Source organism: Reyranella sp. CPCC 100927 (assembly GCF_007859315.1).
Taxonomy (GTDB): domain Bacteria; phylum Pseudomonadota; class Alphaproteobacteria; order Reyranellales; family Reyranellaceae; genus Vineibacter.
Window position 1 is genome coordinate 1 of record NZ_VOHA01000046.1, and the last position, 17274, is coordinate 17274.

The window sequence follows — 17274 nt, forward strand, 5'->3', positions numbered from 1 at the left end:
TGGTTCTGCCGGCCTTGCCGGTGCAGGTGAACGGGAAGGTGGACCGGCGAGCGCTGCCGGAGCCTGAGGCAGGAACGGGGGCGGAGCGTATCGGTCCGCGCAGCGAGGTCGAGGCACGGCTGGTTGCGATCTGGCGTTCGGTGCTGAAGCGCGACGACGTCGGCGTCACCGACGACTTCTTCGACATCGGTGGCGACTCGATCCTGAGCCTGCAGATCGTGGCGCGGGCACGTCGTGACGGCCTGCACCTGACACCGCGGCAGGTGTTCGAGCGGCCGACGATCGAGCGGCTGGCACAAGTGGCGCTGCGCGAGACAGCGGCCGGATTGGAAGAGGTCCTGGCGGCACAGGCGCTGACACCGATCCAGGCGTCGTTCTTCGCGCGTCACCCGGATGCGCCTGGTCATTGGAACCAGGCTGTGCTGCTGCGTGCGCAGGGCGACGTGGATGTGGCTGCGTTAGAGCGGGCGCTGTCGGCGCTCGTGGCGCGTCACGACGCGCTGCGGCTGCGGTTCGCGCGCGATGAAGCGGGTGCATGGCAGCAGCGCGTGGTGGCCTGGGAACCGGGTCGGCTGCTGGTGGTGGACGACCTTCGAGCGGCGTCGGATTGGATCGCCCAGCTGTCGACGCGCGGGACTGAGCTGCAGGCGAGCCTGGACCTATCGCAGGGTCCGCTGCTGGCAGCGAGTTTGTTCCGGGTACCCGGCGGCGAAAACCGGTTGCTGCTGGCGATCCACCATCTGGCGGTGGACGGCGTGTCGTGGCGGGTGCTGCTGGAAGACCTGCAGGAGGGTTACGGCCAGGCTCTATCGGATCATGCGGTGGTGTTGCCGCCGGTGGCAACGCCATGGAGTGCCTGGGTGCAGCGTCTGTCCGAGCACGGCGGCACCGCGGGTGTGCAGTCGCAGTTGGGCTGGTGGCGCGAAGCGCTGAGCGACGCTTCTGGCGCGTTGCCGGTGGAAGGCGACGGCGATCGCAGCCTGGAAGCGAGCGCGACAGAGACGCAGACGTGGGATGAGGACGAGACGCGTCGTCTGCTGCGCGTGGCGCCGCGGGCATACCGGCTGGGTGTGGATGAGGTGCTGCTGACGGCGCTGTCGCAGACGCTGGGCGCGTGGAGCGGCGGTGACGGCATTCTCGTGGACCTGGAAGGCCACGGTCGCGAGGCGTTGTCGGAGATGCTGGGTGTGGACGTGAGCCGGACGGTGGGCTGGTTCACGACGCGGCATCCTGTGTGGCTGGCGACAGCAGAGGATGCGGGTGCGGCGCTGCGCGGCGTGAAGGAGCGGCTGCGGTCGGTGCCGGGCAAGGGCAGTGGCTGGGGGCTGTTGCAGCGCTATGGCGATGCGGCGGTGCGCGATGAACTGAAAGTGCTGCCGCAGCCTGGCGTGAGCTTCAACTACCTGGGCCAGTTCGACCAGAGCCTCGATCAGGGCGGGCCGTTCGGGTTCGCGTCGGAGTCCGGCGGCCGCTCGATGACGGGCGCGAGCCCGCTGGCGCATGTGCTCGACCTGAACGGGTTGGTGGGCGCGGGCCGTTTGCGTCTGAGCTGGCGGTACAGTCCTGGTGTCCTGAGCGCGGCGACGGTCGCGAAACTGATGGCGGCGTTCGAGGCGCGGCTGCAAGTGCTGGTAGAGCACTGCGAGAGTGCGGCGCCGCGGGCAACGAGGTCGGATTATCCGCGGTCCGGGCTGGACGAGGCCGGGTTGGCGCGGCTGGGTGTGAGCGTTGAGACGGTTGAGGACGTGTACGCGGCGACGCCGTTGCAGCAGGGGTTGCTGTTCCACAGCCTGCTGCGCCCTGGCGAGGGCCTGTACGTGAACCAGCTGCGTCTGCGGCTGGAGGGCACGCTGGATGTTGCGGCGCTGCGGGCTGCGTGGCAGTCGGCGGTGGACCGTCACGCGATCCTGCGGACGCGGTTTGCCTGGAGCGAGGGGGGCGAGGCACGCCAGATCGTGCTGCGGCGTGCCGAGTTGCCGTGGACGGAGACGGACTGGCGCAGTGAGGCGGACTACGAGAGCCGTCTGGCGACGTGGCGCCGTGAGGACGTCCGGCAGGGCTTCGAGCTGGATACGGCGCCGCTGCTGCGCGTGGCGCTGTTCCAGCGGCCTGACGGCGGCCATGACCTTGTGTGGACGAACCATCATGTGCTGACGGACGGCTGGAGTTCGGCACGGCTGCTGGGCGAGGTCGTGCGAGAGTACGCGGCGCGCGTGGGCGGCGAGACGCCGGCAATAGTGACGCCTGCGCCTTATCGGGATTATGTGAGCTGGCTGTCGCACCAGGGGAACGGCGAGGACTGGTGGCGGACGAAGCTGGGGGCTGTGGAAGAGCCTGTGGGTCTGCTGGAGAGCCTGGGCCGTCCGTCGGCGGTGGAAGCGGGTCCGCAGGAGCAGCGTGTCGATCTGGGCGAGGAGCTGACGGCGCGGCTGAAGGAAGCGTCGCGCGTAGGCCGCGTGACGTTGAACACGCTGATGCAGGGCGCATGGGCGTTGTTGCTGTCGCGCTACGGCGGTCGTGGATCGGTGCGGTTCGGGATCACGGTATCGGGCCGTCCGGCGGAGCTGGCTGGTGTCGAGGGGATGGTGGGCCTGTTCATCAACAGCCTGCCGCTGTGGCTGGACGTGCCGGGCGAAGCGCGTGTCGGGGCGTGGTTGCGCGGGTTGCAGGCGCACAACGTCGAGCTGCGGCAGTACGAGCATGTGGGACTGGGCGACGTGCAGCGCTGGGCGGGTCGGTCCGGCGAGGCGCTGTTCGACACGCTGCTGGTGTTCGAGAACTACCCCGTGGAGCGCGAGCTGGGCGCGGTCCCGACGGATCTGCGCGTTGTGACGACGGAGGCGGTGGAGCGCACGCATTACCCGCTGACGCTGTCGGTGATGCCGGATGCGACGATGAGGCTGCGCTGGGCGTGGGACGGCGAGCGCCTGGACCGGGCGACGGTGGAACGCCTGTCGCAACACTACATCCGGATGCTCGGCGCGCTGGCCGAGGGGCTCGAGAAGCCTGTCGGCGCGATCAGTTTGGGTGAAGCGGCACCGTCGGTGCGGTCGCTGACCGCCTATGCCTTCACACCGGTGACGGCCCAGATCGCGGCACAGGCGATGGCGCGTCCCGATGCCGGGGCGGTGAGCTGCGAGGGTGAACGCCTGAGCTACGGGGCGCTGGAGGCATGGTCGAACCGGATCGGGCGACGCCTGAAGACGCTGGGCGTGGGCCGCGACGTTCGCGTGGGCGTGTGCCTCGAGCGATCGGTAGGGATGGTGGCCGGGTTGCTGGGCGTGCTGAAGGCGGGCGGCGCCTATGTGCCGTTGGACCCGTCATATCCCGAGGCCCGGCTGCGCCATATGGTGCAGGACGCGGGTGTCGGCTGCGTGGTGACCGACGCGGCAAGCGCGCAGCGGTTGGGCGCGGTGCTGAAGGGCTGCGCGCTGGTTGTCGTGAGCGAGGTCGACGCCGAGAGCGCGGCGGGCTGGAACGAGGCGATCGCCGCCGATCAGCTGGCGTATGTGATCTACACGTCGGGCTCGACAGGCCGTCCCAAGGGTGTGGCGATATCACACGAGGCGCTGGATCGCTTGCTGGCCAGCATGGGCGACTGCCCGGCGCTCGTAGCGCGCGACGTCTGGTTGAGCGTGACGTCGCTCTCCTTCGATATCTCCGCCCTGGAGATCTATCTGCCGCTGGTCACCGGGGCGCGCGTGGAGATCGCGCGGCCGGAAGCGATCGCTGACGGCGCAAAGCTCGCCGGCCTGATCAAACGCAGCGGCGCAACGGTTCTGCAGGCGACGCCGATGGGTTGGCGCCTCCTGCTGGAGGCGGACTGGGCAGCCGGTCGTCTGAAGGCGCTCTGCGGCGGTGAGGCGTTGCCGCCGGATCTTGCCGTGGCCCTGCTATCGCGCGGCGTCGAACTCTGGAACATGTATGGGCCGACCGAAACGACGATCTGGTCGAGCCTGGCACGCATTACCGCCGGCGACGCCATCACCGTGGGTGCCGCTATCCACGACACGCAGATCACCGTGCGGGATGCGGTCGGCCAGATCGCTCCGCCGGGCGGTGTCGGCGAGCTGTGCATCGGTGGTACGAACCTGGCGCGCGGTTACCTGGGCCGTCCGGGTCTGACGGCCGAACGCTTCGTCCCTGATCCGGACGGTCAAGGCGGCCGGTTGTATCGAACCGGTGATCTGGGCCGCCGGCGAGACGATGCCTCGATCGAGGTTCTCGGCCGCCTGGACCAGCAGGTGAAGCTCAACGGCTTCCGCATCGAGCTGGAGGAGATCGAGGCGACAGTGCGGGCCTGCGACGGCGTGCGGGACGCGGCGGTGGCGCTGAGTGGTACCGGGGATACCCGTCGTCTGGTGGCTTACGTGGTCGGCGAGGCCGATGGGCGCGCTGTGAAGGCGGCTCTGGCGCGGCGGCTCCCGCACTACATGGTGCCGGCGCTCATCGTGACGCTCGATGCGCTGCCGCGCACGCTTAACGGCAAGCTCGACCGCAAAGCCCTGCCGGCGTCCGAGGTGCAGACCGCGTACATGGCGCCGAGAACGCCAACAGAGGAGGTGCTCTCGCTCGTCTGCACGGAGGTGCTGGGCGTGGCGCGTGTCGGTGTGCGCGACAACTTCTTCGAGCTTGGCGGAAACTCGCTGCTGGCGGTGCGCGCGGTGTCGCGTCTGTCTGACCGCCTGGGGCAGCCCGTCGAACTGGGTGAGTTGTTCCGCCATCCGACGATCGAGGACCTGGCCAGCGTCCTCGCCGCTCCTGGCCGCACCACGACGGCCGCCAATGTCGGGCTGATGAAGGGTTGGCTCGACGAACTTGCAGGGGATGCCTGAGTCATGGCCAGCCTCGCCCACGAGATGCTCGATCTCTCTCGTACCTATGCCGCGCTGCCGGCGCCGAAGCGCGAGGCCTTCCGGGCGCGCCTCGCCAGCCATGCGCTGCGGCCATCGCAGCTGCCGATCGTCCCGCTCAGCGACCGCACGAACCGGACACGACTGTCGGATGGGCAGGAGCGTTTGTGGTTCCTGTGGCGCCTGCAGCCGGACAGTGCCGCCTACAATATGTCGGGCGGCGTCCGACTGTCGGGCGACCTGGACAAGGCGGCGCTGCGCGTGGCGCTGATGCAGGTCGTCGCGCGGCACGACGTGCTGCGTACGCGCTTCGAAGAAAACGATGGTGTCGCCTGGCAGGTTGTCGAAGCGCAGGCGGCGTATGATTGGTCCGAGGCCGATTTCAGCGCCGATCCCGTGGAAGAGCGGGACGCGCGGCTGGACAGTGACCTGCGGCACGCCAGCGCGGCGCCCTTCGATCTGGAGAAGGGACCCTTGCTGCGCGCGAGACTGGTCCGTCTGTCGGCACAGGAACACGTTCTTCTGGTGGCGATGCATCACATCGTCTCGGACGGCTGGTCGATTTCCGTACTGTTGAAGGAGTTCGTGTCCCTCTACCTCGCGGAGCGGACCGGCCAGACGGCCGCCCTGCCGATGTTGCCGATCCAGTATGGCGACTATGCCCGCTGGCAGCGCGAATGGCTGGACGAGACCATGATCTCCGAGCAGCTCGCCTATTGGCGCCGGCGTCTGGGAACGGAGCATCCTGTTCTGGCACTGCCGGTCGATCGCCAGCGCATGATGAGCCGCAGTGAAGTCGGCGGTCGTGTCGTACGGGAGATGCCCGCCGACCTGTTGGAGGATCTCCAGCGCCTGGCGCGGGCGCACGGAACGACGCTGTTCGCGGTGCTGCTGGCCGCGTTTGGCATGATGCTTCATCGGTATAGCGGCCAGGGCGACGTTCGCATCGGCGTGCCCGTGGCCGGCCGCAGCCGTCTGGAGACGGAAGGTCTGATCGGCTTCTTCGTCAATACGGTGGTGCTGCGAACCGACCTGTCGGGCGACATGCCGGTGGCGTCGGTGCTCGATCAGGTGCGGGACCGCGTGTTGGAGGCGCAGGCGCACCAGGAGGTTCCGTTCGCGCGGGTGGTGGACGCTCTGCAGCCCGACCGCAGCCTCAGCCACACGCCGTTGTTCCAGGTGATGTTCAACCTGCAGCAGGCCTACGAGCGTGGTGCACCGTCGTTGCCCGGCCTCGCCGTCGCCAGCGTGGAGCGTGGTCCGTCGACGGTGCAGTTCGACCTGACGCTGAACGTGACTGAGCGCACGGATGGCTTGCGGATCGCTTTCGACTACGCGCGGGATCTGTTCGATGAGACGACGATCGAGCGCCTGTGCCGCCAGTACGTGTCGCTGCTGACGCAACTCGTGCGCGCGGACGTCGGGCATCGGCGCGTGGGGGAGCTGGCGATGGGCGGGGAGCGTCCCGACCAGCAGCTCGTGCGCTATGACTTTACGCCCGTGATAGCCCGGATCGGCGCGCAGGTATCGGCGCACCCGGACGCGGAGGCTTTGAGCTGCGAAGGCGAGCGTCTGAGCTACGGCGCACTGGACGCATGGTCGAACCGCATCGGCCGCCGGCTGAAGAAACTGGGTGTTGGCCGTGAAGTGCTGGTCGCCCTGTGCCTGGAGCGGTCGGTAGGGCTGGTCGCGGGCCTGTTGGGCGTGCTGAAGGCGGGTGGTGCATTCGTGCCGCTGGATCCGGCGTATCCGCCGGCGCGGTTGCGGGAGATGGTGCAGGACGCAGGCGTGCGCTGCGTGGTGACCGACACCGCGCACGCGGATTGGTTGGGCGACATCCTGCCGGATTGCCCGCGCGTGGTGGTAAGCGACGTCGGCGACGAGAGTGCGTCGGGCTGGGAAGAGGTGATCGAGGCCGACCAGCTGGCGTATGTGATCTACACGTCGGGCTCGACGGGCCGGCCCAAGGGCGTCGCGACATCGCACCGTGCGCTCAGCCTGCATCTCGACGATTTCATGCCGGCCTTCGGCTACAGTGCCGCCGACACCGTCCTTCAGTTCTCGACCTTCAACTTCGACGGCGCCATCGAGCAGCTCCTGCCGGTCCTGACCGTCGGCGGGCGTGTCGTCATGCGCGGCCCCACCCTGTGGGACTGGGACACGCTGAACCGCCAGTTGGTCGACGAACGTCTGACCGTGGCCGACATTCCGACAGCCTACTGGCAGCAATGGTTGCGCGGTCTGCCGGCCGACGTGCCGCATCTGCGGCGTGTCACGGTGGGCGGCGAGGCGTTGCCCGGCGATGCCCTGCAGCACTGGCGCGAGGGCCCGCTTGGGCATATCCGGCTGGACAACCGGTACGGCCCGACCGAAACGACGATATCCGTCCTGTACCGCCAGACCTGCGCCGACGACATCACGCAGGTCGCGGTGCCCATCGGCGGAAAGTATCCCGGTCGCAGCATCTATGTCTTGGACAGCGACGGCAATGAAGCGCCGGTGGGCGGACTGGGCGAGCTGTGTGTCGGCGGCGACAGCCTGGCGCGCGGATACCTGGCGCGTCCGGGTCTGACGGCCGAGCGGTTCGTGCCGGATCCGCGCAGCGTCGGTGGCCGGTTGTATCGCACCGGCGATCTCTGCCGCGAGCGGATGGACGGGACCGTGGAATTTCTCGGCCGCCTGGACCAGCAGGTGAAGATCCGCGGCTTTCGCATCGAGCTGGGCGAGGTCGAAGCCGCGCTGCGGTCCTGCGACGGCGTGCGCGAAGCCGTGGCCATGGTGCGGGGTGACGGCGCGAACCGCCGCCTGGTGGGCTACGTGGTCGGGGCGGTCGATGGCGCCGCCGTGAAGGCGGCACTGACGCACCGTCTGCCGGGGCACCTGGTGCCTTCCGTGGTGATGGTCCTGGAGGCGCTGCCGCTCAACGCGAGCGACAAGGTCAATCGTAACGCTCTGCCCGAGCCGGAAGCGGTGGTCGGTGAACGCGTGGCGCCGCGGACGGCGATCGAGGCGCAGCTGGCGTCGGTATGGTCCGCTGTCCTGAAGCGTGACGACATCGGTGTGACGGACGACTTCTTCGCACTGGGCGGCGACTCGATCCTGAGCCTGCAGATCGTGGCGCGGGCGCGGCGTGAGGGCCTGCACCTGACGCCACGACAGCTGTTCGAGCGCCCGACGATCGAGCATCTGGCACAGGTGGCGGCGCCGCTGGAAGCGACGCCGGTAGCGGAGGCCGGCGCGGCTTCCGACTGGCGGCCGCAGGAGTCGGATCTGGCGCGGCTGGGCTTGTCGGCCGATGTGGTTGAGGACGTATACGCAGCGACGCCGCTGCAGCAGGGACTGCTGTTCCACAGCCTGCTGCGCCCGGGCGAGGGACTGTACGTGAACCAGCTGCGACTGCGGCTGGAGGGCACGTTGGATGTTGCGGCGCTGCGTGCTGCGTGGCAGTCGGCGGTGGACCGTCACGCGATCCTGCGGACGCGGTTTGCCTGGAGCGAGGGGGGCGAGGCACGCCAGATCGTGCTGCGGCGTGCCGAGTTGCCGTGGACGGAGACGGACTGGCGCAGCGAGGCGGATTACGAGAGCCGTCTGGCGACATGGCGCCGTGAGGATGTTCGTCAAGGCTTCGTGCTGGACGCGGCACCGCTGCTGCGCGTGGCGCTGTTCCGGCGTCCGGACGGTGGCCACGACCTTGTGTGGACGAACCATCACGTTCTGACGGACGGCTGGAGCTCGGCGCGGCTGCTGGGCGAGGTGGTGCGCGAGTACGCGTCGCGGGTGCGCGGCGAGACACCGGCAATAGCGGCGCCGGCGGCGTACCGGGACTACGTGGGCTGGCTGTCGCACCAGGGGACCGGCGAGGACTGGTGGCGGACGAAGCTGGGGGCTGTGGAAGAGCCGGTGGGTCTGCTGGAGAGCCTGGGGCGTCCGTCGGCGGTGGAAGCGGGTCCGCAGGAACAGCGTGTCGATCTGGGAGAAGAGCTGACGGCGCGGCTGAAGGAAGCATCGCGCTTGGGCCGCGTGACGCTGAACACGCTGATGCAGGGTGCGTGGGCGTTGCTGCTGTCGCGCTACGGCGGTCGTGGATCGGTGCGGTTCGGGATCACGGTATCGGGCCGTCCGGCGGAGCTGGCTGGCGTCGAAGGGATGGTGGGTCTGTTCATCAACAGCCTGCCGCTGTGGCTGGAAGTGCCGGGTGAGGCGCGTGTCGGGTCGTGGCTGCGCGGGTTGCAGGCGCACAACGTCGAGCTTCGGCAGTACGAGCATGTGGGGTTGGGCGATGTGCAGCGCTGGGCGGGGCGGTCAGGCGAGGCGCTGTTCGACACGCTGCTGGTGTTCGAGAACTACCCCGTGGAGCGGGAGCTGGGCGCGGTCCCGACGGATCTGCGGATTGTGACGACGGAGGCGGTGGAGCGGACGCACTACCCGCTGACGCTGTCGGTGATGCCGGACGCGACGGTGAGGCTGCGCTGGGCGTGGGACGGGGAGCGCGTGGACCGGGCGACGGTGGAACGCCTGTCGCAACACTACATCCGGATGCTCGACGCGCTGGCGTCGAACCTGGAGAACCCCCTCGACGATCTGTCATTGACCGACGCGGACGAACGCCGCCAGGTTGTGGTGGCGTGGAACGACACGGCAGCGCCCTATCCGCAAGACCGTTGCGTCCACGAGCTGATCGAAGGGCAGGCACGGCACAACCCTCAGGCACCGGCGGTGATCGACGGAGACCGGCGCCTGACCTACGCCGACCTTGATGGGCAGGCCAACCGACTGGCGCACCATCTGCGTGCGCTGGGCGTGGGCCCTGATGTGGTGGTAGGGCTGTGCCTGGAGCGCTCGCCGGAGATGGTGGTGGGCCTGCTGGGCGTGCTGAAGGCGGGCGGGGCGTACCTGCCGCTGGATCCGGCCTATCCGCGTGAGCGGCTGGCCGTGATGCTGTCCGACGCGCGACCGGCAGTGGTGCTCACCACGGCGGCAACCCGCGAGATGCTGTCGGCGGCGGTCGCATGCCGGATTGTGCCGCTCGACATTGATGCAGAGGCCATAGGCCGTCATCCGACAACAGCACCAGAGCCGTGCAGTGCCGCGGCGCATCTCGCCTACCTGATCTACACGTCTGGTTCGACGGGTCGTCCCAAGGGCGTGATGGTCCAGCACGGGAGCGTGGTGAACTACCTGAGCCATGCGGCGCGAGCGTACGACGCCAGCAGCGGCACGGGCGCGCTGGTGAGCACGTCGTTGAGCTTCGATGCGACGGTGACCAGTACGCTGCTGCCGCTGGCGTGCGGCCAGGCGCTGGTGCTGGTGCCGTCGGAGGCCGGGGTCGAGGGCCTGGCCGAGGCGCTGCAGGCCCACCACGACCTGACACTGGTGAAGCTGACGCCATCGCATGTGGAGGCCTTGAAGCAGGTGCTGCCGGCGTCGGCGTTGGCGGGCCGGGCGCGATCTCTGGTGATCGGCGGCGAGGCGCTGCCGGCGGAGGCGATCGCGGCATGGCGCCGGGAAGCGCCTGATGTGCGTCTGTTCAACCAGTACGGCCCGACCGAGACCACGGTAGGCTGCACGGCGTATGAGGTCGACGAGCAGACGCCGTGGACAGGGACGGTGTCGCTGGGCCATGCGCTTTCGAATGTGCGTTTGCTGGTGCTGGATCCGGCATTGCAGCCGGTGCCGGTGGGTGTAACAGGCGAGCTGTATGTGGGCGGCGCTGGCTTGGCGCGCGGCTATCTCGGGCGGCCTGGTCTGACGGCGGAACGCTTCGTACCCGACCCGTATGGTCATGGTGATCGCCTGTATCGGACAGGCGACCGCGTTCGCTGGTGTGTGGACGGCAGCCTGGACTATGTCGGGCGCGGCGATGACCAGGTGAAGATCCGGGGCTATCGGATCGAGCTCGGCGAGGTTGAGGCAGCCCTGATGGCGCATGCGGCCGTGGGTCAGGCGGCCGTGGTGATGCGTGAGGACATTCCGGGCACCCGGCGACTGGTCGCGCATGTGGTGGGGCGCGATGGTGCCGCGCCGGATGCGGAGGACATGCGGTCGCACCTGCAGGGGCTGCTGCCGGCCTACATGGTGCCGTCGGCATTTGTTGTGGCTGACGCCCTGCCGCGGACGCCGAACGGCAAGGTGGATCGCCGGGCGCTGTCGGAGTCGGCGGTTGCGTCCGATGGGGATCGCGTTGAGCCGCGGACGGCGCTGGAGGCGCGTCTTCTGGGGATCTGGCGCGCTGTGCTGAAGCGCGACGACATCGGCGTGGCGGACGACTTCTTCGCGCTGGGCGGCGACTCGATCCTGAGCCTTCAGATCGTGGCGCGGGCGCGCCGCGAAGGCCTGGGCCTGACGCCGCGGCAGGTGTTCGAGCGTCCCACCATCGAGCAGCTGGCCCAGGTCGCGGTGCCGGCGGCGATGCTCGAGATGGAGGCCGGGACGGGTTCTGGCTGGCGGCTGGAGGCAGCGGATCTGGCGCGGCTCGGTTTGTCGGCTGATGACGTGCAGGAGGTGTATCCGGCAACGCCGCTGCAGCAGGGTTTGCTGTTCCACAGCCAGCTGCAGCCAGGCGAGGGCCTTTATGTGAACCAGCTGTGGCTGCGGCTGGCGGGAACGCTGGACGCGGCGGCGCTGCGGGCTGCGTGGCAGTCGGCGGTGGACCGGCATCCGATCCTGCGGACGCGGTTTGCCTGGAGCGAGGGTGGCGAAGCGCGTCAGATCGTGCTGCGGCGTGTCGAGCTGCCGTGGATGGCGACGGACTGGCGGCAGGTGGAAGACTACGAAGCCTGTCTGGCGGCGTGGCGGCGTGACGATGTTGCGCAGGGCTTCGAGCTGGATACGGCGCCGCTGCTGCGTGTGGCGCTGTTCCGCCGTCCCGACGATGGGCATGACCTTGTATGGACGAACCACCACGTTCTGACGGACGGCTGGAGCACGGCGCGGCTGCTGGGCGAGGTGGTGCGCGAGTACACGGGCCGTGTCCGGGGTGAGGCAGCCCCGATAGCGGATCCGGCGCCATACCGGGACTACGTGAGCTGGCTGTCGCGCCAGGCGAGCGGCGAGGACTGGTGGCGGACGAAGCTGGGATCGGTGGAAGAGCCTGTGGGTCTGCTGGAGAGTCTGGGCCGTCCGTCCGCGGTGGAAGCGGGTCCGCAGGAGCAGCGTGTCGACCTTGGTGCCGATCTGACGGCGCGCCTGAAGGAAGCATCGCGCGTGGGTCGTGTGACGTTGAACACGCTGATGCAGGGTGCGTGGGCGTTGTTGTTGTCGCGGTATGGCGGCCGCGAGTCCGTGCGGTTCGGGATGACGGTGTCTGGTCGCCCGGCGGAACTGCCTGGCGTCGAGGGGATGGTGGGTCTGTTCATCAACAGCCTGCCGCTGTGGCTGGCGGTGCCGCCGGCGGCGGCGGTCGGGGCGTGGCTGCGTGACCTGCAGGGCCACAACGCGGAGCTTCGGCAGTACGAGCATGTCGGGCTGGGCGATGTGCAGCGCTGGACCGGCCGGTCGGGTGAGGCGCTGTTCGACACGCTGCTGGTGTTCGAGAATTATCCGGTCGAGCGGGAGCTGGGCGCCGCGGCCACCGATCTGCGCATCGTTGCCGCGGACAAGGTCACACGCACACACTATCCGTTGACACTGGTCGTAACACCCGAGCCGTCGCTGACCTTGAACTGGGTCTGGAATGGCGAGCGCCTGGACCGGGCGACGGTGGAACGTCTGTCGCAACACTATGTGCGGCTGCTGTCGGCGCTGGCGTCGAACCTGGAAGGTCGCCTGGAGGCGCTGTCGCTGACCGATGCTGACGAACGCCACCAGGTTGTGGTGGCGTGGAACGACACGGCAGCACACTATCCGCATGACCGTTGCGTCCACGCGCTGATCGAAGGGCAGGCACGGCACAACCCCCAGGCACCGGCGGTGATCGACGGAGACCGGCGCCTGACTTTTGCCGACCTTGATGGGCAGGCCAACCGGTTGGCGCACCATCTGCGTACGCTGGGCGTGGGCCCTGATGTGGTGGTGGGGCTGTGCCTGGAGCGCTCGCCCGAGATGGTGGTGGGCCTCCTGGGTGTGCTGAAGGCGGGCGGGGCATACCTGCCGCTCGATCCAGCCTACCCGCGCGAACGACTGGCATTGATGCTATCCGACGCGCGGCCGGCGGTGGTTCTGACAACGTCGGCGGCACGCGAGGCGTTGCCCGCCGCGGCAACGTACCAGGTCGTGCAACTCGACCACGACGCAGAGGCGATTGCATGTCATCCGGCGACGACACCGGAGCCGAACGGCGCCGCCGGGCATCTCGCCTACGTGATCTACACGTCGGGATCGACGGGTCGTCCCAAGGGCGTGATGGTCCAGCACGGGAGCGTGGTGAACTACCTGAGCCACGCAGCGCGGGCGTACGACGCCAGCGGCGGCACGGGCGCGTTGGTGAGCACATCGTTGAGCTTCGATGCGACGGTAACGAGCACGCTGCTGCCGCTGGCGTGTGGCCAGGCGCTGGTGCTGGTGTCGTCCGAGACCGGGGTCGAGGGTCTGGCCGAGACGCTGCAGGCTCACCATGACCTGACACTGGTGAAGCTGACGCCATCGCATGTGGAGGCGCTGAAGCAGGTGATGCCGGCGTCAGCGCTGGCGGGTCGGGCGCGATCGCTGGTGATCGGCGGCGAGGCGTTGCCGGCGGAGGCGATCGCGGACTGGCGTCGGGAAGCGCCTGATGTGCGCCTGTTCAACCAGTACGGCCCGACCGAGACGACAGTGGGCTGCACGGTGCACGAGGTCGACGCGGACACGGCGTGGACGGGAACGATTTCGATCGGCCGTGCGCTCGCGAATGTGCGTTTGCTGGTGCTGGATCCGGCATTGCAGCCGGTGCCAGTGGGTGTGGCGGGCGAACTGTACGTGGGCGGTGCTGGCTTGGCGCGCGGGTACCTGGGGCGGCCGGGCCTGACGGCGGATCGGTTCGTGCCGGATCCGACGGGCAGCGGTGGCCGCGTGTACCGGACAGGCGACCGTGTTCGCTGGCGCGCGGACGGCAGCCTGGATTATGTCGGGCGCAGCGATGACCAGGTGAAGATCCGGGGGTATCGGATCGAGCTGGGCGAGGTTGAAGCAGCCCTGATGGCGCATGCGGCCGTGGGTCAGGCGGCCGTGGTGATGCGGGAGGACATTCCGGGTACCCGGCGACTGGTCGCGCATGTGGTGGGGCGCGGCGGCGCTGCGCCGGACGTGGAGGACCTGCGGGCGCACCTGCAGGGGCTGCTGCCGGCCTACATGGTGCCGTCGGCGTTTGTGGTGGCTGACGCCTTGCCGTTGACGCCCAACGGCAAGGTGGATCGCCGGGCACTACCGGCGCCTGAGGTCGCGGGCGGGGAGCGTGTTGATCCACGCGATGGTGTCGAGGCGCGTCTGCTGGGGATCTGGCGTGCTGTGCTGAAGCGCGACGACATCGGCGTGACGGACGATTTCTTCGCGCTGGGCGGCGACTCGATCCTGAGCCTGCAGATCGTGGCGCGGGCGCGGCGTGAGGGGCTGGGCCTGACGCCGCGGCAGGTGTTCGAGCGTCCCACCATCGAGCAACTGGCGGCAGTGGCCGAACGGGACGCGAGCGCCGGCCTCACGGAGACGTATGGGTGGCAGGCGCTGACGCCGATCCAGGCGTCGTTCTTCGTGCGCTATCCGGAGGGCCCCAGCCACTGGAACCAGGCGGTGCTGTTGCGGGTTCAGGGCGACGTGGATGAGGCAGGACTGGAGCGGGCCCTGTCGGCGCTGGTGGTACGGCACGACGCGTTGCGGCTGCGGTTCGGCCGGGATGAAGCTGGTGACTGGCAGCAGCGGGTCGAGGTGTCGGAGGCACATCGACTGCTGAGCGTGGTGGACCTGCGGGCAGAAGGGGATTGGGTATCGCAACTGTCGGCGCGCGGGACGCGGCTGCAGGCGGGCCTGGATTTGTCGCAAGGCCCACTGTTGGCGGCCGGCCTGTTCCTGGTGCCGGGTGGAGAGAGCCGGCTGCTGCTGGCGATCCATCACCTGGCGGTGGACGGCGTGTCGTGGCGGGTCCTGCTGGAGGACCTGCAGGAGGGCTACGGCCAGGCGGTGTCGGGCCGCGTGGTGACGCTGCCGCCGGTGTCGACGCCGTGGAGCGCCTGGTCGGATCGGCTGGCGGCGCACGGTCGCAGCGCGGCGGTACGGGAGGAGCTGACGTGGTGGCGCAAAGCGCTGAGCGGGTCGAGCGGCCATCTGCCTGTGGAAGGCGAGGGTGATCGCAGCCTGGGGGCAAGTGCAGTACAGACGCACGAATGGGATGAAGAACAGACGCGTCGTCTGCTGCGCGCGGCGCCGCGGGCGTACCGGCTGGGCGTGGACGAGGTATTGCTGACGGCGCTGTCGCAGACGTTGGGCGCGTGGAGCGGCAGTAACGGTATTCTCGTGGATCTGGAAGGCCACGGTCGTGAGGCGCTGTCCGAGGCGCTGGGTGTGGATGTGAGCCGGACCGTGGGATGGTTCACGACGCGCCACCCCGTGTGGCTCGAAGCACGGGCAGACGCCGGTGAGGCGTTGCGTGGTGTGAAGGAGCGCCTGCGGTCGGTGCCGGGCAAGGGCAGCGGCTGGGGGCTTCTGCAGCGATATGGCGACGCGGCCGTGCGCGAAGAGCTGCGTGCGCAGGCGCGTCCTGGCGTGAGCTTCAACTACCTGGGCCAGTTCGACCAGAGTCTTGAGCGGGACGGGCCGTTCGGGTTCGCGTCGGAGTCCGGCGGCCGCTCGATGACGGTATCGAGCGAACTCGAGCACGTGCTGGACCTGAACGGGTTGGTGGCGGAAGGCCGTCTGCGGCTGAGCTGGCGGTACAGTCCCGGCGTCCTGAGCGCGACGACGGTCGCGAAACTGACAGCGGCGTTCGAGGCACGGCTGCGGGTGCTGGTGCAGCACTGCGAGACTGCGGTGCCACGGGCAACCGGATCGGACTATCCACGGTCGGGGTTGGACGAGGCTGGGCTGGCGCGGCTGGGTGTGCGCATCGAGACGGTGCAGGACGTGTACCCGGCGACACCGCTGCAGCAAGGGCTGTTGTTCCACAGCCTGCTGCGTCCCGGCGAGGGACTGTACGTCAATCAGATCCGGTTGCAGCTGACCGGAGCGCTGGATGAGCAAGCCTTGCGTGCTGCCTGGCAAGCGGCGGTCGACCGGCATGACATCCTGCGCACGCAGTTCGATTGGCAGCAGGGCGACGACGCTCTGCAGGTCGTCTGCCGTCGGGCAAAGCTTACCTTCACGACGCAGGACTGGAGCGACGGGAGCCAGACGGCCCACGAGGCGCGTCTCGCCGCCTGGCGGCAGCAGGACGTGGACCGCGGTTTCGATTTGCGGACCGCACCGCTGATGCGCGTCGCGTTGTTCCGCCGGCCCGACAACAACCACGACCTCGTGTGGACGAACCATCACCTGCTGACGGACGGCTGGAGCATGGCGCGCCTGCTGGGCGAGATCGTCCAGGACTATGCGGCGCGAGCCGCCGGCCGCCCGGCGTCGTTGCCGCCATCGGTGCCGTATCGCGACTACGTCGTATGGTTGTCGCGCCAGGGGAGTGCGGAGGCCTGGTGGCGGGCCAGGCTATCTGCCGTCGAGGAACCGATCGGTCTGGTCGAGAGCCTGCCGCGCATGCCTGCCGTCGAGACGGGCACGCTCCGGTTTGAACAGGATCTGGGTCCGGCGTTGAGCGCGCGTCTGGTCGAGGTGGCGCGGCGTCGCCGGATCACCTTGAACACGCTGATGCAAGGTGCATGGGCGGTGCTGTTGGCGCGCTACGGCGGGCGCCGTGCCGTCAAGTTCGGCATTACGGTATCGGGCCGCCCGGCGGAGCTCCCCGGCGTGGAGGGCATGCTCGGGCCGTTCATCAACAGCCTGCCGTTATGGTTCCAGGTGCCGGGCACGGCGGACGTCACGACGTGGCTGCGCGACCTGCAGGCGCACAACAGCGAGCTGCGGCAGTACGAATACACCCCGCTCAGTGACATCCAGCGCTGGGCGGATCGGTCCGGCGAAGCGCTGTTCGATACCCTGTTCGTATTCGAGAACTATCCCGTCGAGGAGGCGCTGTTCCAGGCGGCCACCGACGTTCGCGTGGTGCGGGCCGATACCATGAATCGGACCCACTACCCGCTGACCTTGACCGCAACGCCGCGCTCGACGCTGGATCTGGACTGGGAGTGGGACGCGGCGCGTTTCGATCGCGCAACCATCCAGCGCCTGGCAGCGCACTACGCGCAGGTGCTCGATCAACTGGCGAAGGATGACGATCTGTGTCTTGGCGCTATCGAGCTTCGATCGGATCGTGCTGGGCAGGTATTGGCGCGCTACGGGTTTGAACCGGCGACGGCCCGGATCCGTGCGCGGGCGTTGGCGCGTCCCGAAGCGGAGGCACTGAGCTGCG

At 68.9% G+C, this 17274-nt stretch carries 2 protein-coding genes; both read left to right on the forward strand.

Annotated elements, in window-relative coordinates; all coding sequences use genetic code 11:
* Positions 1-38 precede the first annotated feature (38 nt).
* Complete coding sequence (locus FQU96_RS41650) at positions 39-4835, forward strand: non-ribosomal peptide synthetase (RefSeq protein ID WP_218575082.1); 4797 nt, start codon at positions 39-41, stop codon at positions 4833-4835.
* 3 nt (positions 4836-4838) lie between these two features.
* The coding region (locus FQU96_RS41655) for a non-ribosomal peptide synthetase (RefSeq protein ID WP_146547355.1) at positions 4839-17274 on the forward strand (12436 nt) is incomplete at its 3' end.